Annotated in this window: 23 protein-coding genes and 2 other annotated features; all 23 genes read right to left on the reverse strand. The window is 44.5% G+C overall.

Going from position 1 to position 22,344, the window contains the following annotated elements; all coding sequences use genetic code 11:
* Window positions 1-6: 6 nt before the first annotated feature.
* Window positions 7-3,564 carry a DNA-directed RNA polymerase subunit beta gene (gene rpoB / locus AC1MEO_RS12850; protein ID WP_480331002.1) on the reverse strand — a complete coding sequence of 1,186 codons (3,558 nt, stop codon included), beginning with the start codon at window positions 3,562-3,564 and terminating at the stop codon, window positions 7-9.
* Between the two features lie 216 nt (window positions 3,565-3,780).
* Window positions 3,781-4,383 (reverse strand): class I SAM-dependent methyltransferase, encoded by a 603-nt coding sequence (locus tag AC1MEO_RS12855; RefSeq protein WP_480331004.1) that lies wholly within the window; start codon window positions 4,381-4,383, stop codon window positions 3,781-3,783.
* 125 nt (window positions 4,384-4,508) lie between these two features.
* Window positions 4,509-4,868 (reverse strand): 50S ribosomal protein L7/L12, encoded by a 360-nt coding sequence (gene rplL, locus AC1MEO_RS12860; RefSeq protein WP_480331006.1) that lies wholly within the window; start codon window positions 4,866-4,868, stop codon window positions 4,509-4,511.
* Window positions 4,869-4,925: 57 nt separating this feature from the next.
* A complete protein-coding gene (gene rplJ / locus AC1MEO_RS12865; RefSeq protein WP_480331008.1) occupies window positions 4,926-5,426 on the reverse strand; it encodes a 50S ribosomal protein L10 in 501 nt (166 codons plus the stop codon).
* A gap of 31 nt (window positions 5,427-5,457) precedes the next feature.
* Window positions 5,458-5,606, reverse strand: a sequence feature (ribosomal protein L10 leader region).
* 42 nt (window positions 5,607-5,648) lie between these two features.
* Complete coding sequence (gene rplA, locus AC1MEO_RS12870) at window positions 5,649-6,347, reverse strand: 50S ribosomal protein L1 (RefSeq protein ID WP_480331010.1); 699 nt, start codon at window positions 6,345-6,347, stop codon at window positions 5,649-5,651.
* A 105-nt stretch (window positions 6,348-6,452) separates the two neighbouring features.
* The gene (gene rplK, locus AC1MEO_RS12875; protein ID WP_006828906.1) at window positions 6,453-6,878 is read right to left on the reverse strand and encodes a 50S ribosomal protein L11; all 426 of its coding nucleotides are present in this window, start codon (window positions 6,876-6,878) and stop codon (window positions 6,453-6,455) included.
* Window positions 6,879-7,042: 164 nt separating this feature from the next.
* Complete coding sequence (gene nusG / locus AC1MEO_RS12880; protein WP_480331012.1) at window positions 7,043-7,576, reverse strand: transcription termination/antitermination protein NusG; 534 nt, start codon at window positions 7,574-7,576, stop codon at window positions 7,043-7,045.
* 103 nt (window positions 7,577-7,679) lie between these two features.
* Window positions 7,680-7,865 (reverse strand): preprotein translocase subunit SecE, encoded by a 186-nt coding sequence (gene secE, locus AC1MEO_RS12885; protein ID WP_480331014.1) that lies wholly within the window; start codon window positions 7,863-7,865, stop codon window positions 7,680-7,682.
* Between the two features lie 59 nt (window positions 7,866-7,924).
* A complete protein-coding gene (rpmG, locus tag AC1MEO_RS12890; protein WP_480331016.1) occupies window positions 7,925-8,071 on the reverse strand; it encodes a 50S ribosomal protein L33 in 147 nt (48 codons plus the stop codon).
* Between the two features lie 69 nt (window positions 8,072-8,140).
* Entirely contained in the window at window positions 8,141-8,749 is a 609-nt protein-coding gene (gene sigH, locus AC1MEO_RS12895; protein ID WP_480336095.1) for an RNA polymerase sporulation sigma factor SigH, read from the reverse strand.
* Window positions 8,750-8,862: 113 nt separating this feature from the next.
* Window positions 8,863-9,372 carry an NYN domain-containing protein gene (locus AC1MEO_RS12900; protein WP_480331018.1) on the reverse strand — a complete coding sequence of 170 codons (510 nt, stop codon included), beginning with the start codon at window positions 9,370-9,372 and terminating at the stop codon, window positions 8,863-8,865.
* Window positions 9,373-9,376: 4 nt separating this feature from the next.
* Complete coding sequence (gene rlmB, locus AC1MEO_RS12905) at window positions 9,377-10,132, reverse strand: 23S rRNA (guanosine(2251)-2'-O)-methyltransferase RlmB (protein WP_480331020.1); 756 nt, start codon at window positions 10,130-10,132, stop codon at window positions 9,377-9,379.
* Complete coding sequence (locus AC1MEO_RS12910) at window positions 10,129-10,548, reverse strand: Mini-ribonuclease 3 (protein WP_480331022.1); 420 nt, start codon at window positions 10,546-10,548, stop codon at window positions 10,129-10,131. Before AC1MEO_RS12910 ends, rlmB begins: the two co-directional genes overlap by 4 nt.
* Window positions 10,549-10,552: 4 nt before the next feature.
* Complete coding sequence (gene cysS, locus AC1MEO_RS12915; protein ID WP_480331024.1) at window positions 10,553-11,953, reverse strand: cysteine--tRNA ligase; 1,401 nt, start codon at window positions 11,951-11,953, stop codon at window positions 10,553-10,555.
* Window positions 11,950-12,612, reverse strand: a complete 663-nt coding sequence (epsC, locus tag AC1MEO_RS12920; RefSeq protein WP_480331026.1) for a serine O-acetyltransferase EpsC — start codon at window positions 12,610-12,612, stop codon at window positions 11,950-11,952. The genes cysS and epsC overlap by 4 nt, the downstream gene beginning before the upstream one ends.
* Window positions 12,613-12,664: 52 nt before the next feature.
* Window positions 12,665-12,882 (reverse strand) — a binding site (T-box leader).
* A 43-nt stretch (window positions 12,883-12,925) separates the two neighbouring features.
* On the reverse strand, window positions 12,926-14,389 hold the full coding sequence (gltX, locus tag AC1MEO_RS12925) for a glutamate--tRNA ligase (protein ID WP_480331028.1): 1,464 nt from the start codon (window positions 14,387-14,389) through the stop codon (window positions 12,926-12,928).
* A 40-nt stretch (window positions 14,390-14,429) separates the two neighbouring features.
* Window positions 14,430-14,930: a 2-C-methyl-D-erythritol 2,4-cyclodiphosphate synthase gene (gene ispF, locus AC1MEO_RS12930; RefSeq protein ID WP_480331030.1), complete on the reverse strand. Its 501-nt coding sequence runs from the start codon at window positions 14,928-14,930 to the stop codon at window positions 14,430-14,432.
* On the reverse strand, window positions 14,927-15,622 hold the full coding sequence (gene ispD / locus AC1MEO_RS12935; protein ID WP_480331032.1) for a 2-C-methyl-D-erythritol 4-phosphate cytidylyltransferase: 696 nt from the start codon (window positions 15,620-15,622) through the stop codon (window positions 14,927-14,929). The genes ispF and ispD overlap by 4 nt, the downstream gene beginning before the upstream one ends.
* 16 nt (window positions 15,623-15,638) lie before the next feature.
* Window positions 15,639-16,733 (reverse strand): PIN/TRAM domain-containing protein, encoded by a 1,095-nt coding sequence (locus AC1MEO_RS12940; protein ID WP_480331034.1) that lies wholly within the window; start codon window positions 16,731-16,733, stop codon window positions 15,639-15,641.
* 93 nt (window positions 16,734-16,826) lie between these two features.
* A complete protein-coding gene (radA, locus tag AC1MEO_RS12945) occupies window positions 16,827-18,203 on the reverse strand; it encodes a DNA repair protein RadA (RefSeq protein ID WP_480331036.1) in 1,377 nt (458 codons plus the stop codon).
* Window positions 18,204-18,266: 63 nt separating this feature from the next.
* Window positions 18,267-20,729, reverse strand: a complete 2,463-nt coding sequence (locus AC1MEO_RS12950) for an ATP-dependent Clp protease ATP-binding subunit (protein ID WP_480331038.1) — start codon at window positions 20,727-20,729, stop codon at window positions 18,267-18,269.
* Window positions 20,726-21,817, reverse strand: coding sequence for a protein-arginine kinase McsB (gene mcsB / locus AC1MEO_RS12955; protein WP_480331041.1), 1,092 nt, complete (start codon window positions 21,815-21,817; stop codon window positions 20,726-20,728). The genes AC1MEO_RS12950 and mcsB overlap by 4 nt, the downstream gene beginning before the upstream one ends.
* Window positions 21,807-22,340, reverse strand: coding sequence for a UvrB/UvrC motif-containing protein (locus AC1MEO_RS12960; protein ID WP_480331043.1), 534 nt, complete (start codon window positions 22,338-22,340; stop codon window positions 21,807-21,809). Before AC1MEO_RS12960 ends, mcsB begins: the two co-directional genes overlap by 11 nt.
* Window positions 22,341-22,344: the final 4 nt, after the last annotated feature.

The raw sequence follows: 22,344 nt of genomic DNA on the forward strand, positions 1-22,344 counted from the left end.
CCATGTTTATTTATCAATTGTTCCAACCGGTGCTTCTGTATCGGCAATCGGGAGGATGTTCAATGAATCCGCCGGTTGAAGATCTTCTTCTTCATCCAAATCGCGCAATTCAATTTCTTCATCATCAATCGTCAACATCTTAACGTCCATACCTAAACTTTGAAGCTCTTTGATCAAAACTTTAAATGATTCCGGCACACTTGGTTCCGGTACACTTTCACCTTTAACAATTGCTTCATAGGTTTTCACGCGGCCAACCACATCATCCGACTTCACCGTTAGGATCTCTTGTAATGTATGAGCGGCACCATATGCTTCAAGTGCCCATACTTCCATCTCCCCAAAACGCTGTCCGCCGAATTGCGCTTTACCACCCAATGGTTGTTGTGTAACCAATGAGTAAGGTCCAGTTGAACGGGCGTGCAATTTATCATCGACCATGTGGGCAAGTTTAATCATGTACATGATACCTACAGAGACACGGTTATCGAATGATTCACCAGAACGGCCATCATAAAGAATCGTTTTACCATCGAGTGGCATACCTGACTCTTCCATTGTTTCCAGGACATCTTCTTCATTCGCTCCATCAAATACAGATGAGGCCATATGAATTCCAAGTGAACGGGAAGCCATTCCTAGGTGCAACTCAAGTACCTGACCGATATTCATACGGGATGGTACACCAAGTGGATTCAACATAATGTCTACCGGTGTGCCGTCTGGCATGAATGGCATATCTTCTTCAGGCAGAATTCTCGAAATAACACCTTTGTTTCCGTGACGTCCAGCCATTTTATCGCCAACAGAGATTTTACGTTTTTGAACGATATATGCGCGAACCAGCTGGTTAACACCTGGTGGCAATTCGTCTCCATCTTCACGATTGAAGATCTTGACGTCCAATACAATACCGCCGGCACCGTGAGGCACCCGCAATGAAGTATCGCGCACTTCACGTGCTTTTTCACCGAAAATGGCATGAAGCAGACGTTCTTCAGCAGTCAATTCCGTAACCCCTTTAGGTGTTACTTTACCAACTAGAATATCTCCATCTTTCACTTCAGCTCCGACACGGATAATACCTCGGTCATCCAAGTTACGCAATGCATCTTCCCCAACGTTCGGGATGTCACGCGTAATTTCTTCCGGCCCTAATTTCGTATCACGTGAATCGGATTCATACTCTTCGATATGGACAGATGTATAAACATCATCTTTTACTAAGCGCTCACTCATGATGATCGCATCTTCGTAGTTAAAACCATCCCATGTCATGAAGGCAACCAATACGTTTCTTCCTAATGCCATCTCTCCACGTTCCATTGAAGGTCCGTCAGCAAGAATATCGCGTTTGGAAATACGGTCTCCAACTTTGACGATCGGGCGTTGATTATAGCTTGTTCCTTGGTTAGAACGGACAAATTTCTGCAATTTGTATGTGTCAAGGTCGCCTCGGACTTCATTGCCATCCACAACTTCAATGCGGCGTACTGAAATTTCCTTAGCTTCCACATATTCCACGATACCGTCATTTTTAGCTACAACAGCTGCACCAGAATCACGCGCGGCCAAGTGTTCCATTCCGGTTCCTACGAAAGGAGCTTCCGGGTTTAACAATGGAACTGCCTGACGTTGCATGTTCGCTCCCATTAATGCTCGGTTGGAGTCATCATTTTCAAGGAACGGAATACAGGCTGTCGCTACAGAAACGACTTGCTTCGGAGAAACGTCCATATAGTCGATGCTGCCACGTTTGTAGACGGTGTTCTCACCGCGGAAACGTGCAACGACGCCTTCTTCAACGAATGAACCATCGTCATTCAGCTTCGAATTGGCCTGCGCCACTACATAATTGTCTTCTTCGTCAGCAGTCAGGTAGTCGATGTGTTCTGTGACAACACCGGTTTCCCCATCTACACGGCGATAAGGAGTTTCAATGAAACCGAATTTATTTACTTTCGCAAATGTTGAAAGGGTGTTGATCAATCCAATGTTCGGGCCCTCAGGCGTTTCAATTGGACACATGCGGCCATAATGGGAATAGTGAACGTCACGGACTTCAAAGCCTGCACGTTCACGCGTCAAACCACCGGGTCCAAGCGCCGATAGACGGCGTTTATGCGTCAATTCAGCTAATGGATTGGTTTGATCCATAAACTGGGAAAGCTGAGAGCTGCCGAAGAACTCTTTAATTGATGCAATAACCGGACGGATATTGATCAATTGCTGAGGAACGATTGCCTGTGTGTCGTTAATGGACATACGCTCACGAACTACACGCTCCATACGGGATAGTCCGATACGGAATTGGTTTTGCAGCAACTCACCTACTGAACGCAGACGACGGTTACCAAGATGATCGATATCATCCGTGTTTCCGACACCGTAAAGCAGGTTAAAGAAGTAACTGATAGAAGAAATGATATCAGCCGGCGTTACATTTTTGATCTTGTCTTCTATATAAGCATTACTGATGACAGTGATCTCTTTTTGGTCTTCATTGTTTGGCGCGTAGATTTTGATCGACTGTAAGGTCACTTCACCTTCCAGGACACCACCTACTTGAGAAACTGTATGGAAACCAACGCCATTTTCCAAGTTTGGAATCAAGCGATCAAGTACACGGCGGTCAATCAATGTGCCAGCTTCAACCAGAATTTCGCCTGTTTCAGGATCAGCCAGAGTTTCAGCGATTGTCTGATTGAAAAGACGGTTTTTGATATGAAGCTTTTTGTTCATTTTGTAACGGCCGACATTTGCCAGGTCATAGCGTTTTGGGTCGAAAAAGCGTGAGTATAATAAGCTTTTCGCGCTTTCAACTGTAGGCGGCTCACCAGGGCGCAAGCGTTCATAGATTTCAAGAAGCGCTTTTTCTGTGCTCTCAGTGTTATCTTTTTCAAGCGTGTTTTGAAGGAATTCGTTATCACCAAGCAAATCGATGATTTCCTGGTCAGATCCAAAACCAAGCGCTCTCAAAAGAACCGTTACCGGTAATTTACGTGTCCGGTCAATTCTGACGTACACGACATCTTTCGCATCTGTTTCATATTCAAGCCATGCTCCACGGTTTGGAATAACAGTTGCTCCGAAGCCTTTTTTACCATTTTTATCTGTCTTGTCATGGAAATAAACACTTGGCGAACGAACCAATTGAGAAACGATAACGCGTTCTGCGCCGTTGATGACGAAAGTACCTGTTTCTGTCATTAGTGGGAAATCCCCCATGAAGACATCCTGTTCTTTCACTTCATCTGTTTCTTTGTTGTGCAGACGTACTTTAACACGCAAAGGTGCTGCATAAGTAACGTCACGCTCTTTCGATTCATCGACCGGATACTTCGGTTCCGCGAGACTATAATCAACAAACTCGAGTGATAGATTTCCTGTGAAATCTTCAATCGGCGAGATGTCCCGGAACATTTCACGAAGCCCTTCTTCAAGGAACCATTCATAAGATGACGATTGAATTTCAATCAAGTTCGGAAGATCCAGCACTTCACTGATTCTCGAAAAACTTCTGCGTTGACGATGTTGACCGTACTGAACTAGTTGACCTACCAACTTATTCACCCCTCAATAAAACGATTATAGGTCTTTGCGATTTCCACAAAATAGTGTATGATATCGAAAAGACAAAAAGAAAACGAGACTATAAATCAGCTCATTTTCGGTTTACACGTGATTAGCTCTGTCGCCATGCCAAGCCCGAAAAAGGGCAAACGACCTCAAAATAATAAATTTTGCATTTCATTATAATAACACAGCGGTTTTGTCAAGTCAAACTTTTCTGGCTTCAAAAATAAAGTAACCTTTTTTCTTATCGACCACTCTGACTTCTCCGAAAAGCTCTTCCAGTTTCACCTGCGTAGAAGGAGCGCCTTGCTTTTTCTGGATAACCACCCATAACGATCCACCATCCGCTAACTTTTCAGCAGCCTCTTCATAAAAACGAAAAATGGTATCCTTGCCTGCTCTGATCGGCGGGTTTGTTAAAATTGCAGAAAAATCACTAGCTTCAACAGCGCTTAAACCATCACTTTCGTAAATCTGGACATTGGAGATGTCGTTCTTTTCAACGTTTGTTTTCGCCAGTTCGATAGCTCGTGTATTGACATCCACCATATGCACTTGTTTATGAGGAGATGCTTTTGCGACTGCCATTCCGATGGACCCATATCCACAGCCAACATCAAGCACCGGTCCATCTATCTCAGCCTCAACGAATGTCTCGATCAATAAACGCGAACCAAAATCTACTTCACTTTTGCTGAAAACTCCTGCGTCGGTCTGGAATCGGAATTTTTCGCCCCGCAATACATCTGTCCACTCTCGGGGATTGCTTTTTGTTTGAGGATTTTTAGAATAATAATGTTGAGACATATAAAGTCCTCCTTGCGTTCACCTTATTACGGACGGCTGCCCGTTATGCAAATGAATTTAAAAAGAAGAAAAGCCCGTCGGTATACACTGACGAGCTTTCCTTTCATTTTTATGGATTCATGAAATTACTTAACTTCTACTCCAGCGCCAACTTCTTCAAGTTTGCCTTTAACTTCTTCAGCTTCTTCTTTAGTAACGCCTTCTTTGATTGCTTTAGGAGCTTCGTCTACAAGAGCTTTCGCTTCTTTAAGACCAAGACCAGTTACTTCACGTACTGCTTTGATTACTTTGATTTTTGAATCGCCAGCAGAAGTAAGGATTACGTCAAATTCTGTTTGCTCTTCTTCAACAGCAGCACCGCCACCAGCAGCAGCAACTGGAGCAGCAGCAGTTACGCCGAACTCTTCTTCGATTGCTTTTACTAGGTCGTTAAGTTGAAGAACTGTCATTTCTTTGATTGCGTCTAAGATTTGTTCTTGTGTCATTATAGTTTCCTCCTATTGATAGGTAATATTTTTTGTCGTGCTTAGCCGGCTAACTTATTAAGCGCCTTGTTCTTCTTTTTGGTCTGCAACTGCTTTTGTAGTAGCTGCAAAGTTGCGGATTGGAGCTTGTAGTACGCTGAGTAGCATAGAAAGCAAACCATCGCGTGATGGAAGTTCTGCCAATGCTTTCACATCTTCAGCAGATGCTACTACACCTTCGATGACACCCGCTTTGATTTCAAGCGCGTCGTTCGTTTTAGCGAAAGTATTGATGATTCTCGCTGGAGCTACTACATCTTCGTTAGAAAATGCAATTGCGTTTGGTCCTGTAAAGTGTTCGTTGATCGCTTCAAGACCTTGCATTTCTGTCGCACGGCGAGTCATTGAGTTTTTGTAAACTTTAAACTCAACGCCTGCTTCACGAAGCTGTTTACGAAGTTCTGTTAATTGTGCAACGTTCAATCCACGGTAGTCAACAACTACAACTGAAGCTGCAGCGCTGAACTTATCAGCGATTGTTTGCACGACAACTTTTTTCGTTTCAACTGCTTTGCTCATTTTGGCACCTCCTATAGATTTTTCATTTATACCGTCCATAAGAAAAGCCTCTGGTCCATTACAGACACAGAGGCATAAAATCAGCATCAAAAAGATGTTTACTGAATTCATCATGTCCTCGGCAGGGATAAATTAAGCGGCTCGCGCCCCTGCTGTCTGCGGTACAAATGGGTATTTCACAACTCCGCTAGTATAGCAGAGCGAAAATACGATGTCAATATCTTATTTAGCAACTACTTTTGATGGATCTACTTTAACAGCAGGCCCCATTGTAGTAGTAACGTTTAGCGATTTGATGTAAGTACCTTTAGCAGAAGCTGGCTTCGCTTTTTGCACTACGTCATAGATTGCTTCCAAGTTTTCAGCAAGTTTGCTGTCATCAAAAGAAACTTTCCCGATTGGCGCATGGATGATACCCGTTTTGTCTGCACGGTATTCCACTTTACCAGCTTTGATTTCCTGAACAGCTTTTGTTACATCAAATGTAACTGTGCCTGTTTTCGGGTTTGGCATTAAGCCTTTTGGCCCTAAAACGCGTCCAAGTTTACCAACTTCACCCATCATGTCAGGAGTTGCAACGATCACGTCGAAGTCAAACCATCCTTGTTGGATTTTTTCGATATATTCAGCGTCGCCTACGAAATCTGCGCCAGCTGCTTCAGCTTCTTTCAGTTTTTCGCCTTTAGCGAAAACCAATACGCTTTGAGTTTTACCAGTTCCGTTTGGAAGTACTACTGCCCCACGGATTTGCTGGTCGTTCTTACGCGTGTCGATTCCTAGACGGAAAGCCACTTCTACTGTAGCGTCAAAGTTCACTGTGCTTGCTTTTTTCGCAAGTTCGATTGCTTCTTTAGCTTCGTATTGTTTTGAACGGTCGATCAATTTTGCTGCTTCTTGCAACTTTTTGCCTGTTTTAGCCATTTTAAACGTCCTCCTTGTTGTGGTATAACGGAATGAACCTCCCACGATTAAAGGCTGCGCGGCTCATGATGAACTGCGCAACCCATCCAAAAACAACTGCTAGAATTAGTCTTCGATTGTAATGCCCATACTGCGAGCAGTACCTTCAACCATCAACATTGCAGCTTCTACTGAAGCAGCGTTTAGATCTGGCATTTTAGTTTCTGCGATTTCGCGAACTTTGTCGCGTTTCACAGTCGCTACTTTATTGCGGTTCGGTTCGCCTGAACCTGATTCAATACCGGCTGCTACTTTTAATAGAACAGCTGCGGGTGGAGTTTTCGTAATGAATGTAAATGAACGATCTTCAAATACTGAAATCTCAACTGGAATGATCAGTCCTGCTTGATCTGCCGTACGCGCGTTGAACTCTTTACAGAAGCCCATGATGTTAACACCTGCTTGACCCAATGCTGGACCAACTGGTGGCGCTGGATTAGCTTTTGCTGCAGGAATCTGCAACTTTACAACTTTAACAACTTTTTTAGCCACGAAACACACCTCCTTAAGTCCGTGATGTGGTAATAGGGTTTCCCCTCCCACTCAATATCTGTCTGTCAACGATGTTGATAGAATTAGCTAAATTGTACAGATTGTCCTATGACAGTCTGACCTATGAAATAATACCATTAATAATTCAGAATAGCAAGGGGCATTTATACTTTTTGAACTTGCTCGAAATCCAGTTCCATTTTGGTTTCGCGGCCGAAGATATCAATCGACACTTTAACTTTGCCTTTTGTATCATCAATTTCTTCCACTTTACCTTGGAAGTTGGCGAATGGCCCTTCCATCACTTCAACTGTATCGGCAACTGCAAAGTCAATATCCACTTTGCGTCCTGTCATTCCCATTTGTTTCAGAATGAACTCAACTTCTTCATCTAACAACGGCGTCGGTTTTGCTCCCCCGCCTGATGAACCGATAAATCCTGTAACACCTGGCGTGTTTCTGACAACGTACCAGGATTCATCTGTCATGATCAATTCAACCAGGACATAACCCGGGAAGGTCTTGCGCATAACAGTGCGTTTCTTGCCATCTTTAAAATCTGTTTCCTCTTCTTCAGGAATGATGACGCGGAAGATAAGATCTTCCATACCCATTGTTTCTACACGCTTTTCCAGGTTTGCCTTCACTTTGTTCTCATATCCAGAATACGTGTGGACTACATACCAATTTTTCTCCATAATCGTGCGGACTGAACGTCCATCCCTCCTTTTTTACCAAATGAAAAAACCCGTTCTCATAGAATGACGGGCTATTTTTTATGCATTATTCTTGTCGGATGACTTATAGCGCCAAGAACCAACGGAATACTTCCGAGATGCCTGCGTCAATTATCGCGAAGAAGAGAGCCATGAAAATACAAGTAGAAAGAACAACGATCGTATAACGAGTTAGTTCTTTTCGTTTCGGCCAGCTAACTTTCCGCATTTCCGAAACGACATTTTTAAAAAAACCGCCAATGTTACCCATTGTTTAAAAAACCTCCGAATTTCAAAATCACTCTATATCGTCCGGCATTCAGTTAAAATTCATATCGTTTGTTTATGCACGGTATGCCCATTGCAATGAGCACAGAATTTTTCGAGTTCCAAACGTGTGCCGGATTCCGCTTTCGCAGGAACCGTGTAATTGCGGGATGCACATTTCGAGCAGCTTAAAAAAATTTTTCCAGCCATGTTATCACTTTATTCAAGTTTACAGCTTTTTCAAGGTTATCACCTTAAAACACCCCTGTCAACTGCGCATCAGGAGCTCGGCATCTCATTGATTTGCAAGTGGCGTTCCAGTTTCCGTTTGACCCGTTGCAGTGCATTGTCGATCGATTTGACGTGGCGTTCGAGCTTTTCTGAAATTTCCTGATAGGATTGGCCATCTAAATAAAGGGCCAAAACTTCACGCTCAAGTTCACTCAGCACTTCCCCCATCTTTTCTTCCATATACTGAAATTCTTCATTATGGATGATCAGATCTTCTGGATCATCCGCTCCGTTTCCGGTCAGTACATCCATCAAAGTTCGGTCAGACTCTTCATCATAGATCGGTTTGTCCAGAGATACATATGAATTCAACGGAATATGTTTTTGGCGCGTAGCCGTTTTAATGGCAGTAATGATCTGCCGAATGATGCATAGTTCCGCAAATGCACGGAAAGAAGATAGCTTATCACTTCGAAAATCACGGATCGCCTTGTACAGTCCGATCATGCCTTCCTGGATAATATCTTCCTTATCAGCGCCGATCAGAAAATACGAACGGGCTTTCATTCGAACAAAAGACCGGAACTTTGTAATCAAAAAATCCAATGCTTCTGTGTTTCCACTGTGGACTAAACTGACAAGTTCCTCATCTGTCATGTCGGTGAATCGTTGGGGCTGAACTTGATCATGATTTTCCACGGGTGATCCCTCCGATTGCGTGAGCCTCGATATCCTCAGTATACAGGAAGAAAAAAATGAGCGTCAACCGTTCATTTTAAGCCTCTTCGCCATTTTTCGAAAATTTCCGCTACTTCGCTGGACAGTGGAATTTTGGAAATCCCGCGCTGCTCCTGGATTTCTTTTACTTTTTTAGTGATGTTCTCCTGTATTTCATTCATTTCAATTTCCAGTTCGCGTGCTGAAATTCGCAATGCTCCTTTGCCGAAAATAACCCATTGCTCTGTTAAATCCGAAGTGGCTACATAAATCTGGTCACGGCGATTATTTAAACTCGCTGCCAGTTTTTCAATCCGTTCATCTGCCGTTTCGCTTTCTTTTGTGAAAATGACTTCAACATCGTGGTGCAGATTCTTGGCTTCAATCCCTGGAACCAGGTGGGCATCAAAAATGATGATGACACGCCATCCTTTGTAGCTGCGGTATTCAGCCATCCGCTCTATCAGACGATCTCTGGCATTTGCCAACTTATCTTTCTTCAGTTCCTGCAGCTCCATCCAGTCACCAATGATATTGTATCCATCAACCAGCAGAATGTTCATGGCATTAACCCAGTGGATTGCGCTTTCTATAAACTTCGTACATCAACAGGCTTGCTGCCACTGAAGCATTCAGTGAAGTGACATGTCCGACCATCGGCAACTGATAAAGGAAATCACATTTGTCACGCAAAATCCGGCTCATGCCTTTGCCTTCACTGCCAATGATGACCGCCAGCGGAAGAGATGCATCCATTCTGCGGTAATCAACCGACTCTTTGGCATCTGTACCAGCAATCCAAAGGCCGCGCTTTTTCAATTCGTCCACGGTCTGCGACAAATTATTGATGCGCACGACCGGCACGTGCTCGATTGCACCTGTCGAAGCCTTAGCCACAACACCTGTCAGACCTACAGCCCGACGCTTTGGAATAATCAAGCCATGAACACCGATTGCATCTGCTGTTCTCATAATGGAACCCAAATTATGCGGGTCTTCCAATTCATCTAAAATCAGAAAAAATGGATCTTCATTTTTTGCCGCTGCTGCCGCAAACAAATCATCAAGGCTTGCGTAATTATATGCAGCTACTGCTGCTGCGATCCCCTGGTGATTGGTATCCGTCAATCCGTCGATTTTTTTCTTCGGTACGGATTGGACGATAACGCCCTTGTCTTTTGCCAGTTGCAGCAATTCGGTGATTCCTTTTTTCTGGACGCCTTCCGCAATCCAGATTTTATTGATGTCCCGGTCTGCCCGCAGCGCTTCCAGTACAGGGTTCTTGCCGCCGATTATCTCCGGTGCCAAATCTTCTTCCGTCATTTCAATACGCCTCCTAACTCTTCCACAATCTCAATCGCATAGGAAATGATTTCGTCCACACGCGCTTGCTCTTCTTTTAAATACAGCCAGCCTAAGACCGCTTCAAAAGCGGTGCTAAAATTATAAGTTTGCACATCGGTATTTTTTGGAACAGATCCAGACTTGGCATTGCGCCCCCGTCTCATAATCGCCAATTCCGCTTCCGTCAAAAACCCTTCTTCTGTTAATCGTTTCAAGACCATCGCCTGCGCTTTAGCAGAAACGAAAGTGGTCGACTGGCGGTGCAGAATATTCGGCTTAGCGCGTCCTGAACGCAGCAAATGCTCACGGATCGCCTGCTCGTAAACGGCATCTCCCATATAGGCAAGCGCCAGTGCGTTCAATTGGTCTACATCATTTTTCCGTAAAACATTCACTATCTTACCCTCTTTTCCAGCGTGTACCTTGTGCCGTATCTTCCAGAATGATATTTTTTTCTTTGAATAAATCACGGATTTCATCGGCGCGGGCAAAGTCACGATTTTTACGCGCTTCAATGCGCTCTTCCATCAATGCCTCAACTTCTTCATCCAGCAATTCTTCTTCCTGGCTGAATGGGATGCCTAAAATGCCGGCCAATTCATCGAACACGGCAATAAAAGTCTCTAAGACCGGGGTCGCCGTCTGTTTTTCCAATAAATACGTATTCGATAAACGGGACAGATCAAATAGGCTAGAAATGGCATTCGCCGTATTAAAGTCATCATCCATCGTTTCAACGAATGCAGTTTTAATAGTTTCGATTTTATGGATCCAAATATCGGAATGGTCACCCAGATCTGCTGAAGTGCTTAAGCGATGCTTCAAGTTGGCATACGCCGTACGCAGCCGCTCCAACCCGGCAATGGCATCTTCCACCAATTGCTGAGAGTAGTTGATCGGGTGGCGGTAATGGACCGACAGCATAAAGAAGCGCAGGACCTGTGGATCCATTTCCTTCAATATATCGTTTACCAGCACAAAATTATTCAGCGACTTCGACATTTTTTCATTATCAATATTAATATACCCATTATGCATCCAATAACGCGCAAAAGGTTTGCCGGTCAAGGCTTCGGATTGGGCAATTTCATTTTCATGATGCGGGAAAGTCAGATCCTGTCCGCCTGCGTGAATATCAATGGTATCGCCTAAATGCTCACGTGCCATAACCGAGCATTCAATATGCCAGCCAGGACGTCCTTTGCCCCATGGGCTATCCCATGAAATTTCTTTCGGCTTCGCCGCTTTCCACAACACGAAATCCAGTTCATCTTCCTTTTTATCGCCGGTCTCCACACGAGCCCCGACTTTCAATTCATCGACTGACTGATGGGACAGCTTGCCGTAGCCCTCAAATTTGCGGGTCCGGTAATAGACATCTCCCTGCGACTCATAAGCATAGCCTTTTTCAATCAACGCTTCAATAAACTCGATGATCTGCACCATATGGTCGGTTACGCGCGGATGGACGTCCGCTTCTGCGCAGCCCAGTGCTTTCGTATCTTCAAAATAAGCAGCGATGAACCGCTCCGCAATTTCCGGAACTTCCTGGCCTAATTCATTGGCCGCTTTGATCAATTTATCGTCGACATCCGTAAAGTTCGATACATACTTCACATCGTAACCACGGTATTCCAAGTAGCGGCGCACCGTATCATAGACGATCACCGGACGCGCGTTGCCAATGTGGATGTAATTGTAAACGGTCGGACCGCAGACATACATCTTTACTTTTCCTTCTTCTAAAGGAATAAACTCTTCTTTTTGCCGTGACAATGAATTAAAAATCTGGATACTCATGAACGTTGCCCTTCTTCCTGCCTAGCTTTTTTTAATTGTTCAACTTCTTGCTGCAATCTGGCAATCTTCATTTCCATGCTATCGCATTTGTCCATAACGGGATCCGGCATATTCTGATGGTTCAAGTCCGGCTTTACTTTCACGCCATTTTGAATAACCACTTTACCTGGAATTCCGACTACTGTTGAATTCATCGGTACGTTCTTCAATACAACCGAACCCGCTCCGACTTTAGAGTTGGCTCCAATCACGATAGAACCCAATACTTTGGCCCCGGTTGCAACCAGCACATTGTCTTCCAACGTCGGATGGCGCTTGCCCCGTTCTTTCCCAGTGCCGCCCAGTGTCACACCTTGGTACAAGGTGACGTTGTCGCCAATTTCACAGGTCTCCCCGATGACTACGCCCATTCCATGGTCAATAAAGAAACGGCGCCCAATGACTGCGCCAGGATGAATTTCGATTCCCGTGAAAAAGCGGCTGATCTGCGAAATGACGCGGGCAATGAAAAATAGTTTGTTCTTAAAGAAAAAATGTGCCAGCCGATGTGCCCAGATGGCATGTAAGCCTGAATACGTGAGGATTACTTCTACATAATTACGTGCTGCCGGATCTTGTTCGAAAATAACATCAACATCGTCTTTCAATAATTTAAACATCTCTATCGCTCCCTTTCTATTCCAAAATAAAAAGCGCCCCTGTCATATAAATGACAGAGACGCATAGTTGCGCGGTTCCACTCTGATTAAAAGGATAGTACATCCTTTTCTCTCGATGGCCCGTAACGCGGGCAAGACGTCTGGTCTACTTGATTCGACTCAGCACTCGGAGAGGCATTTCGATGCAGCAGCGGCCCGGATCCCTTACAGCCGGTGGGGATCTTCTCTAAAGAGCTTGCTGCATGTACTTCTTCCCGTCAACGTTTTTATTAATGGTAAATTCATTTTACACCGTTAGCGCAATAAGTCAATGCTAGGCACTTGCATATTGGGAAACGCGGGCAATGGCTTTGTCTTTCCCTAGCAGGGAAATAGAGTCCGGCAATTCAGGTCCGTGCATTTGTCCAGTGATGACCACACGGATTGGCATGAACAGGTTTTTGCCTTTATGGCCCGTTGATTTCTGGACCGCCTTGATTGCCGCTTTGATTTCAGCCGGCTCGAAGTTTTCCAATGAAGCCAACTGCTCTTTGAATGCCGTCATCACTTCAGGCACTTGCTCAGCAGCCAATATTTCTTGTTCAGCTTCTCCGTATGATAATTTCTCAGTGAAAAATTGCTCAGAAAGCTCAGTGATTTCCGCACCGTAGCTCAGTTGGTCGTGGTATAACGCAACCAGCTTGTTCGCCCATTCCGCTTGTTCCGGCGTCATTTCTTCCGGCAATCTGCCTGCTTTCTGCAAATGCGGAAGAGCTAGCTTCACCACTTCTTCAAGCGGCAATTGCTTGATGTACTGGTTGTTCATCCACATCAATTTTTGTTTATCGAACATTGATGGCGATTTAGACAAGCGCTCTACATCAAAAATGCGAATCAATTCCTCTTTCGAGAAGATCTCTTCTTCACCTTCTGGAGACCAGCCGAGAAGCGCAAAGAAATTAAACAAGGCCTCCGGAATATAGCCTAGATCCTTGTACTGGGAAATAAACTGCAGAATTGACTCATCCCGTTTCGATAACTTCTTGCGATCTTCGTTGATGATCAAAGTCATATGGCCATAAGACGGATGCTCCCAGCCGAACGCATCATAGATCATCATCTGTCTTGGCGTGTTTGATAAATGCTCTTCCCCACGGAATACATGGGAAATTTTCATCAAATAGTCATCAATGACAACTGCAAAGTTATACGTCGGAATACCATTGGTTTTGACCATCACCCAATCGCCGACATCTTTTGATTCGAATGAAATCGGACCACGTACCAAATCGTTGAACGCATACGTAACAGCAGCAGGAACTTTCGCACGAAGCGTAAACGATTTGCCTGCTGCTTCTTTTTCAGCAACTTCTTCAGATGTCAAATTACGGCAAGTGCCGCTGTATTGAGGCGCAGCGATGCCTGATGCTTTTTGAGCGTCACGCTCTGTTTCAAGCTCTTCAGCTGTACAAAAGCATTTGTAGGCAAGACCTTTTTCAAGCATCTTGTCTGAATGCTCTTTATACGTATCCAGGCGCTCCATTTGGCGATAAGGACCGTAATCTCCACCGATATCCACAGATTCATCATAGTCGATGCCCAGCCATTTCAAGTTATCCAACTGAGACATAATCCCTGTTTCAATATTACGGGCTATGTCCGTATCTTCAATGCGAACGATGAATTTCCCGTTATTGTGGCGTGCATATAAATAATTGAATAATGCTGTCCGGGCGCCGCCGATGTGCAGATGGCCTGTCGGGCTTGGCGCATAACGTACGCGTACTTCTTGTGTCATTTGAGTTCCTCCTAAATTATCGTATCCTTCTGTTATTCTATCACTCTGGGACATCTAACGAAACAGGGCGCTTGTTCAATAGGATCACCGCTAATGCAGCAATTCCTTCTTCACGTCCAGTAAATCCAAGATGCTCGGAAGTTGTCGCCTTAACATTGACCTGTGAAATATCCGCTTCCAGCAAGTTCGCAATTGATTCACGCATTTGTTCGATATAAGGAGCCAGTTTGGGCTTTTGGGCAATCACCGTGCAATCAACATTGCCAAGTTCATATCCCTGCTCTTTGACGTATTCCCAAATATGCGTCAATAGTTTACGGGAATCAGCGTCTTTGAATTCAGGATCTGTATCTGGAAAATGCTTGCCGATATCGCCTCCACCAATCGCGCCAAGTGCTGCGTCGGTAATTGTATGCAGCAAAACATCCGCATCTGAGTGGCCAAGAAGGCCTCTATCGTGTTCAATCTCAATACCACCTAATATAAAAGGGCGTCCTTCTGCCAACTGGTGTACGTCATAACCTTGTCCGATTCTAATCATTTCTGTTCCTCCTGTAGTCGACTTTCCAGAATAGCTCTTCCATAGACTAAGTCATCCGGTGTCGTCATTTTAATATTTTCGTATGTACTTTCAACAATAGCCACGGGATAGTTTAAGCGTTCAACAAGCATCGCTTCATCTGTCCCCATGAATCCATCATTTTGGGCTGCCTTCGCTGCGTTTAAAATCAACGAATAGCGAAAAGCCTGCGGTGTCTGGATCATCCACAATTGATTGCGGTCTATAGTTTCTGAAATGATGCCATTTTCTACTTTTTTGATGGTATCTTTGACCGGCACGCCAGCAATTGCAGCTCCGGAAACCTGCGCTGTTTCCACCAGCCGCGCAATCACTTCCCGATCGATGAAAGGCCGTGCAGCATCGTGAACCAAAACAACGCCACAAGGTGGAATCGCTTCAAGACAGGCTCTCACACTATCCTGCCGCTCCGTTCCCCCTGTAGCGTAACCTTGTACTTTTGTGATGTTATGACGCTCTACATATTCTTCGATCAGTTGCCGTTCCTGCTCTTTTACTGCCAGCCAAATAGCCTCGCAGTTCGGGTCCTGCTGGAAAACTTCCAACGTATAAAGAAAAATAGGTTTGCCGAAAAGTTCGAGCAATAATTTGTTTTTATCTGCTTTCATTCGTTTCCCGCTGCCGGCAGCAGGCAAGACGACTGTATAATTCATTGGATAACATCCTTTATCAATTTGTTGCAGTTTGTTTGCCGTCGCGCGGCTTTGCAAAAATCATCCGCCCTGCAGAAGTCTGCAAAACACTGGTGACAGTGACGTTGATTGCTTGGCCAATAAAACCTTTGCCATCTTCAATCACGATCATCGTCCCATCGTCCAAATAGGCCACACCCTGATTTTGCTCTTTGCCATCTTTGATGACCACTACATGCATATCTTCTCCCGGTATTACAACAGGTTTCACAGCGTTCGCCAAGTCATTGATATTCAATACTGGAACATTATGAAGTTCGCATACTTTATTAAGATTAAAATCATTTGTCACAACTTGGCCACCCATTTTTTTCGCCGCGCGCATCAACTTCAAATCAACTTCGCTGACTTCATCAAAATTTTCCTCTGTGATCATTATGGCATCCACACGCTCACTTTGAAGCCGTTTTAAAATATCCAGGCCTCGCCTGCCGCGTGTCCGCTTCAGGGTATCCGAAGAATCGGCAATATGCTGAAGCTCAGACAACACGAACTGGGGTACCACAAAAGTGCCTTCCATAAAACCCGTTGCCGAAATATCCGCAATCCGACCGTCGATGATGACACTGGTATCAAGCAGTTTATAGGAGACTTTTTCAACCGGCTCTTCCGGCTCCAACTTTTTCACCGGTGTGAATTTAGCGGGAGTCAACATCGTCAACATCTCTTCGCGTTTTTGGAATCCCACCTGGAACCCTAAATAGCCGAGCACTACAGATAACACTAAAGGCGCCACTGTCGCAACCAATGGAATATCGACTGTACTCAATGCAAAGCCGATCAGGAAAGCAACTACAAGACCGATAATCATACCTACCGTCCCAAATAACAGGTCCGGTGTCGGTGCATGAAGCAGTTTCTCTTCCATCCACTTCATAAAGTTGATTAGAGACTCTACAAACAATAAAGATAACAGGAAAAAGACAAGAGCACCAACAATTGCTGCCACATAAGGGTTACTGATCCATGGATTGTCGAGAAGGGGAATAAGTTCAAATGCAGATGGCAATAATAAAATTCCGACTGTCGCACCAATAAGTAAAAACATAATTTGAATAATAGGTCTTAACACACGCTCCACCTCCTTTTTTTAATTATACACATTTTAAAACTGAAACGCTGTAATGACCTTTGTTTAGAAATAAAAGGAGGCATAACTGCCTCCTCACTGTGGAAAAATTTCTTTTAATGCGTCATTAACACTTTCTACACCGACTACGCGAATCCCTTCAGGATAATCCCAGCCGCCTAAATTTGATGCTGGAACAATTGCCCGCTTAAATCCAAGCTTGGCTGCTTCTTGCACACGCTGCTCAATCCGGGAGACGCGCCTTACTTCACCGGTCAATCCAACTTCTCCGATGATGCAGTCATAGACATTCGGAGCCTTGTCCCGGAAACTGGAGACAATGCTTGCAAGCACCGCCAAATCGATAGCTGGCTCATCAAGTTTGACGCCGCCTGCCACTTTAATGTAAGCGTCCTGCGCCTGCAGCAGCATGCCCACCCGTTTTTCCAGCACTGCCATCAGCAGCGACACCCGGTTGACATCGATGCCTGTTGCCATGCGCTTGGGATAGTTGAAACTTGATGGCGTCACCAAGGCCTGGATTTCAACCAGGATGGGGCGCGTCCCTTCCATGGATGCTACAACAGTCGAGCCCGCTGAACCACTCGACCGTTCCTGCAGAAACAATTCGGACGGATTCAACACTTCTTTCAGTCCGCCTTGAAGCATTTCAAAAATCGCAATTTCATTGGTTGAGCCGAAGCGGTTTTTAACGCTGCGTAAAATCCGGTACGTGTGATGGCGTTCGCCTTCAAAATACAGCACAGTATCCACCATATGCTCCAAAATACGCGGCCCTGCAATCTGCCCTTCTTTCGTTACATGGCCTACGAGAAAGATGGCAATATTTTTCGTTTTTGCAATTCGCATTAATTCTGCGGTACTTTCTCTTACCTGTGTTACACTCCCGGGTGCAGAAGTCACTTCAGGATGATGAACTGTCTGAATCGAATCGATAATTACAAAATCAGGTGCTACATCTTCAATCGTATGATGAATCAATTCAAGATTCGTTTCCGCATAGATGAACAGCTCTGAAGATGAAGCATCCAAACGCTCTGCCCGTAATTTGGTTTGACGAATGGATTCTTCCCCGGAAATATATAATACCCGGCTGCCGCTATTAGCAAGCATAGCCGAAACCTGCAGGAGCAACGTCGATTTCCCGATGCCTGGGTCTCCCCCAATCAGGATCAGTGATCCTGGAACAATGCCACCGCCAAGTACACGGTTCAATTCGCTTAGCTCTGTTTCCACACGTGGTTCGTCCTGTGTTTCAATCGCATTGATTGGTATCGCTTTTTGGGGAACCGATGCACTGTGCTGAAAAGCGCCGCGCGTCCCTTTAGGAGCAGCAACTTCAACTTCTTCAGTCATCGTATTCCATGCTGCACAGCCTGGGCATTTCCCCATCCACCTGGCGGATTCATAACCACACGACTGACAAATGAACTTTGTCTTTTTTTTAGCCAAGTGTACCTCTCCTTAAATAGAAAAACCGCTCGCCGGAGAGCAACTCCGGCGAGCGGAATGTTCTTATTTTTTTTCCACTACCGCTTCTTTCGCTTCTTCTGTTTCTTTTGTGCGAACGATGAAGTCATCATCTTCTACATCGAAGATAATACGTTGGCCTGATAATGCTGTACCTTTTAACAGCTCTTCTGACAAACGGTCTTCCACGTGTTTTTGAAGAGAACGGCGAAGTGGTCGTGCCCCGTATTCTGGGTCATATCCTTCTTTAGCCACTTTTTCAAGTGCTGCCTCAGTCAATTCCAAATCGATATCCTGCTCTTTCAGGCGATCAACCAATTGTTTGGTCATCAAGTTCACAATCTCTCTTAAATTCTCTTTTTCAAGAGAATGGAAGACGATCATATCATCGACACGGTTTAAGAATTCTGGGCGGAATGCTTTTTTCAACTCAGCAAGCATCTTGCCTTTCATGTCTTTGTAATCCGTTTTCGCATCATCTAAATTGAAACCAACATACTTATTGTATTTCAATTCTTCCGCACCAACGTTTGAAGTCATGATGATAACTGTGTTGCGGAAATCGACTCTGCGGCCCTTAGAATCCGTCAAACGGCCATCTTCAAGAACCTGCAGCAGAATATTGAATACGTCAGGGTGAGCTTTTTCAATTTCGTCAAGCAGCACGACTGAGTATGGTTTTCTGCGAACTTTCTCTGTCAACTGTCCGCCTTCTTCGTAGCCCACATATCCTGGAGGTGAACCGACCAAACGTGAAGTCGAATGTCTTTCCATGTATTCGGACATATCAATGCGGATCATCGCTTCTTCATCACCAAACATGGATTCAGCCAGCGCACGCGCCAATTCCGTTTTACCAACACCAGTGGGTCCAAGGAAGATGAACGATCCGATTGGGCGTTTTGGATCTTTCAACCCGGCACGCGCACGGCGAATGGCTTTTGAAATCGATGTGACAGCCTCATTTTGGCCGATAACACGGTTATGAAGAATTGATTCCAAGTTCAACAATTTATCGGATTCTGTTTGTGCCAGTTTCGAAACCGGAATACCGGTCCACATAGAAACTACTTTCGCGATATCTTCCACGGTCACTTCAGACTCTTCTTTTCCTTGCTTTTCTTTCCATTCTTTCTTTGTTTTATCTAATTGGTTCTGCAGCTTTTGTTCAGCATCCCGAAGAGAAGCCGCTTTTTCAAATTCCTGGCTTTGCACTGCTTCGTTTTTCTCAGAACGCGCAGCTTCCAAACGCGCTTCCAACTCTTTCAAATCCGGTGGAGTCGTGTAAGAGCGAAGTCTTACTTTAGATCCTGCTTCATCAATCAAGTCAATCGCTTTATCGGGCAAGAAACGATCCGAAATGTAGCGGTCTGACATTTTAGCTGCTGCTTCAATCGCTTCATCCGTAATTTTCACACGGTGATGCGCTTCATAGCGATCGCGCAGTCCGCGGATAATTTGAATCGACTCGTCTACTGTAGGCTCATCCACTTGGATTGGCTGGAAACGGCGTTCAAGAGCCGCGTCTTTTTCAATATACTTGCGGTACTCATCCAAAGTCGTAGCACCGATACATTGAAGTTCACCGCGGGATAATGAAGGTTTCAGGATATTGGACGCATCAATCGCCCCTTCTGCTCCACCTGCTCCAATTAACGTATGAAGCTCATCGATGAAGAGGATAACATTGCCTGCCTGGCGAATTTCATCCATCACTTTTTTCAGGCGATCTTCGAATTCACCGCGGTATTTCGTTCCGGCAACCACTGTACCCATATCGAGAACCATAACGCGTTTGTCGCGCAAAGTTTCCGGAATTTCATTGTTGACGATTTGTTGTGCCAAACCTTCAGCAATCGCGGTTTTACCGACACCCGGTTCCCCGATTAAAACAGGGTTGTTTTTAGTTCTGCGGCTCAATACTTCAATCACACGCGTAATTTCATCACTACGGCCAATGACCGGATCCAAGCCGCCTTCACGTGCTACCTGAGTCAAATCACGTGCCAAACCATCCAATGTCGGCGTATTTGCCGAAGCATTCGGGCTTGTACCTGTAGATGCCTGCTCATTGTTGCCCAAGAGCTGCAATACTTGCTGGCGCGCTTTATTCAAGCTGACACCGGCATTTCCTAACACACGTGCTGCAACGCCTTCACCTTCACGAATCAATGCCAGCAACAAATGCTCTGTACCAATATAAGAATGGCCCAATTTACGGGACTCATCAACTGACAATTCAATAACTTTTTTCGCTCTTGGTGTGTAATGGACGATCGGACCAACATCTTTTTCACCGACGCCAACAAGTTCTTTAACGCCTTCCTCTATCAATTGTGTATTCACTTCAATCGCTTCAAGAGCTTTAGCGGCAATACCGCCACCTTCGCGAATTAAACCAAGAAGAATATGCTCTGTACCGATTGATTCATGTTTCATACGAATGGCCTCTTCTTGAGCTAACTGAAGAACTTTTTGTGCGCGTTGTGTAAATCGATTAAACATCATGCAAGATCCTCTCCTTCACTATTTATACCTTCTTTATTCAATCGCTCCCGGAACAATTTTGCCCGGGCAAAATCGCGTTCTTTCGGCTGCAGCGGCTTATCAGCATATTGTTGCAGAAATGCCGGCTGCATAAAAATCATCAATTCATTCAAAATCGACATGTCTACATCCTGGATCATTTTTAAATCAATACCCAATCGAACATCTGACAAACAAGTGGCAGCTTCTTCCGTCGTCAGCAGTCTCGAATGGGTAAGAATACCAAGCGAACGATAGACACGATCTTCCAACAGCAGCGGCGAATTCAAAAAAATTGCTTCCCGCGCCTTGCGTTCTTGTTGGATTATCTGTTCTGTCATATTCTCTAAATCCTGAAGAATTTCATATTCGGATTTACCTAGCGTCAATTGATTGGAAATTTGATATACATTTCCCAATGCCTCGCTGCCTTCCCCATAAATTCCGCGAACCACCATACCAAGTCTTGAAATCGCAGGAATAATCCGTTGAATTTGATGCGAGATAGTCAAAGCCGGCAAATGAAGCATAACCGATGCTCTCATTCCTGTACCTACATTTGTTGGGCAGCTGGTTAAGTAACCGTATTTTTCATGAAAAGCATACGACAAATTCTTTTCTAATAACGAATCTAACTCATTGGCTATTTTATAGGCTTTTTGAAGACGGAATCCTGACTGCAGACTTTGAATTCTTAAATGATCCTCTTCATTTACCATAATACTCAGCTCTTCATCTTCAGACAATAAAACAGAACCGGAATGGTGGCTATTAGCAAGATAAGGACTGATTAAATGCTTTTCCACTAATACTTCCTTTTGCAGCTGAGCAAGTTCTTCAATACTAATATGACTGAAAGTATAGTCTAACTCACTGCCTTTATCTATCAATACAGAAGAGATTTCTTTATCCACTTTGAGCGCTTCATCTTCCGTAAAAGAATAAGGGAATTTAAAATCATTCAAATTTCTAGCTAATCGAATTCTTGTACTCATTGCAATATCAACATTTTCGCCACCATTGGCCATCCAGCTGCTTGCTCGAGGTTGGAGAAACCGTTCAACTGCCATCTGCGGCACCCCCCTCAAGCTTGGTACTTAAAACTTTTACTTCATCTCTTAATCTTGCTGCTTCTTCAAAGTGTTCCCCTTGAATTGATACATGCATTTGCTTTCGAAGTTCTTCAATTTCTTTTTTTATTTTTAAGGTAGTGCCGTAGGAAGCTGGTATTTTGCCAGTGTGTTCTGTATTCCCGTTATGGAAACGTTTAAATATTTCATTGAGTTGTGGCGAAAACGTATCGTAGCAAGTAGCGCAGCCAAACTTTCCAAGCTGTAAAAATTTAGCGAAAGTAAAACCACATGAGGCACAAGTCGCCATTTCCTTTCTAACTGGGTTAATGGATGCCTGCGAACTAGGGAACCAATTTGATAATAACTGATGAATAGCTAATGGATCTTGTTCAAAAGCAATATTAATACTATGGTTTTCAGCAGCGCAGATATGACATAAATGAAGCTCTATTATCTGTCCTTGTTGCTGTTGTTTAACTATTACTGATGCAGAACGTTCTCCGCACTGATCGCAAATCATCTTT

It is taken from the genome of Planococcus sp. BI3 (assembly GCF_056680115.1).

Bases quoted from the DNA above. Each gene is read 5' to 3' on its own strand.
- epsC (WP_480331026.1), bottom strand. From the start codon at position 12,612: ATGTTTAAATTATTGAAAGACGATGTTGATGTTATTTTCGAACAAGAT.
- nusG (WP_480331012.1), bottom strand. From the start codon at position 7,576: ATGGAGAAAAATTGGTATGTAGTCCACACGTATTCTGGATATGAGAAC.
- gltX (WP_480331028.1), bottom strand. From the start codon at position 14,389: ATGACACAAGAAGTACGCGTACGTTATGCGCCAAGCCCGACAGGCCAT.
- rplL (WP_480331006.1), bottom strand. From the start codon at position 4,868: ATGACACAAGAACAAATCTTAGACGCAATCAAAGAAATGACAGTTCTT.
- sigH (WP_480336095.1), bottom strand. From the start codon at position 8,749: ATGACAGATGAGGAACTTGTCAGTTTAGTCCACAGTGGAAACACAGAA.
- rpmG (WP_480331016.1), bottom strand. From the start codon at position 8,071: ATGGCTGGAAAAATTTTTTTAAGCTGCTCGAAATGTGCATCCCGCAAT.
- ispF (WP_480331030.1), bottom strand. From the start codon at position 14,930: ATGATTAGAATCGGACAAGGTTATGACGTACACCAGTTGGCAGAAGGA.
- AC1MEO_RS12950 (WP_480331038.1), bottom strand. From the start codon at position 20,729: ATGATGTTTAATCGATTTACACAACGCGCACAAAAAGTTCTTCAGTTA.
- rplJ (WP_480331008.1), bottom strand. From the start codon at position 5,426: ATGAGCAAAGCAGTTGAAACGAAAAAAGTTGTCGTGCAAACAATCGCT.
- mcsB (WP_480331041.1), bottom strand. From the start codon at position 21,817: ATGGCAGTTGAACGGTTTCTCCAACCTCGAGCAAGCAGCTGGATGGCC.
- AC1MEO_RS12855 (WP_480331004.1), bottom strand. From the start codon at position 4,383: ATGTCTCAACATTATTATTCTAAAAATCCTCAAACAAAAAGCAATCCC.
- cysS (WP_480331024.1), bottom strand. From the start codon at position 11,953: ATGAGTATCCAGATTTTTAATTCATTGTCACGGCAAAAAGAAGAGTTT.
- AC1MEO_RS12960 (WP_480331043.1), bottom strand. From the start codon at position 22,340: ATGATTTGCGATCAGTGCGGAGAACGTTCTGCATCAGTAATAGTTAAA.
- rlmB (WP_480331020.1), bottom strand. From the start codon at position 10,132: ATGACGGAAGAAGATTTGGCACCGGAGATAATCGGCGGCAAGAACCCT.
- rplA (WP_480331010.1), bottom strand. From the start codon at position 6,347: ATGGCTAAAACAGGCAAAAAGTTGCAAGAAGCAGCAAAATTGATCGAC.
- ispD (WP_480331032.1), bottom strand. From the start codon at position 15,622: ATGAATTATACAGTCGTCTTGCCTGCTGCCGGCAGCGGGAAACGAATG.
- secE (WP_480331014.1), bottom strand. From the start codon at position 7,865: ATGGGTAACATTGGCGGTTTTTTTAAAAATGTCGTTTCGGAAATGCGG.
- AC1MEO_RS12900 (WP_480331018.1), bottom strand. From the start codon at position 9,372: ATGAACATTCTGCTGGTTGATGGATACAATATCATTGGTGACTGGATG.